At 71.6% G+C, this 229-nt stretch carries 1 protein-coding gene; it reads right to left on the reverse strand.

Going from position 1 to position 229, the window contains the following annotated elements:
* Window positions 1-229 (reverse strand): LysR substrate-binding domain-containing protein (locus CVH10_RS25175; RefSeq protein ID WP_369336049.1); only part of this gene is annotated, 229 nt, incomplete at both ends.

The following is a 229-nucleotide window of genomic DNA, read 5'->3' on the forward strand; positions in this document are numbered from 1 at the left end:
GACGGACGGGTTGTCGGCTAGGCCCGCCTGCACCGCCATCCTGGGCAGGAAGGAGACGCCGAGCCCCGAGCCGACCATCTGGACCAGGGTGTGCAGGCTGGTGGCGGCGAAGACGTCGTCGCCGCGCGGGGCCTCGATGTCCAACGCCGCCAGCGCATGGTCGCGCAGGCAATGGCCGTCTTCCAGCAGGATCAGGTCTTCGGCGCGCAACGCGCCGGGGCGGATGGGA

It is taken from the genome of Halomonas sp. ND22Bw (genome assembly GCF_003011945.1).
Lineage (GTDB): Bacteria > Pseudomonadota > Gammaproteobacteria > Pseudomonadales > Halomonadaceae > Halomonas > Halomonas halophila.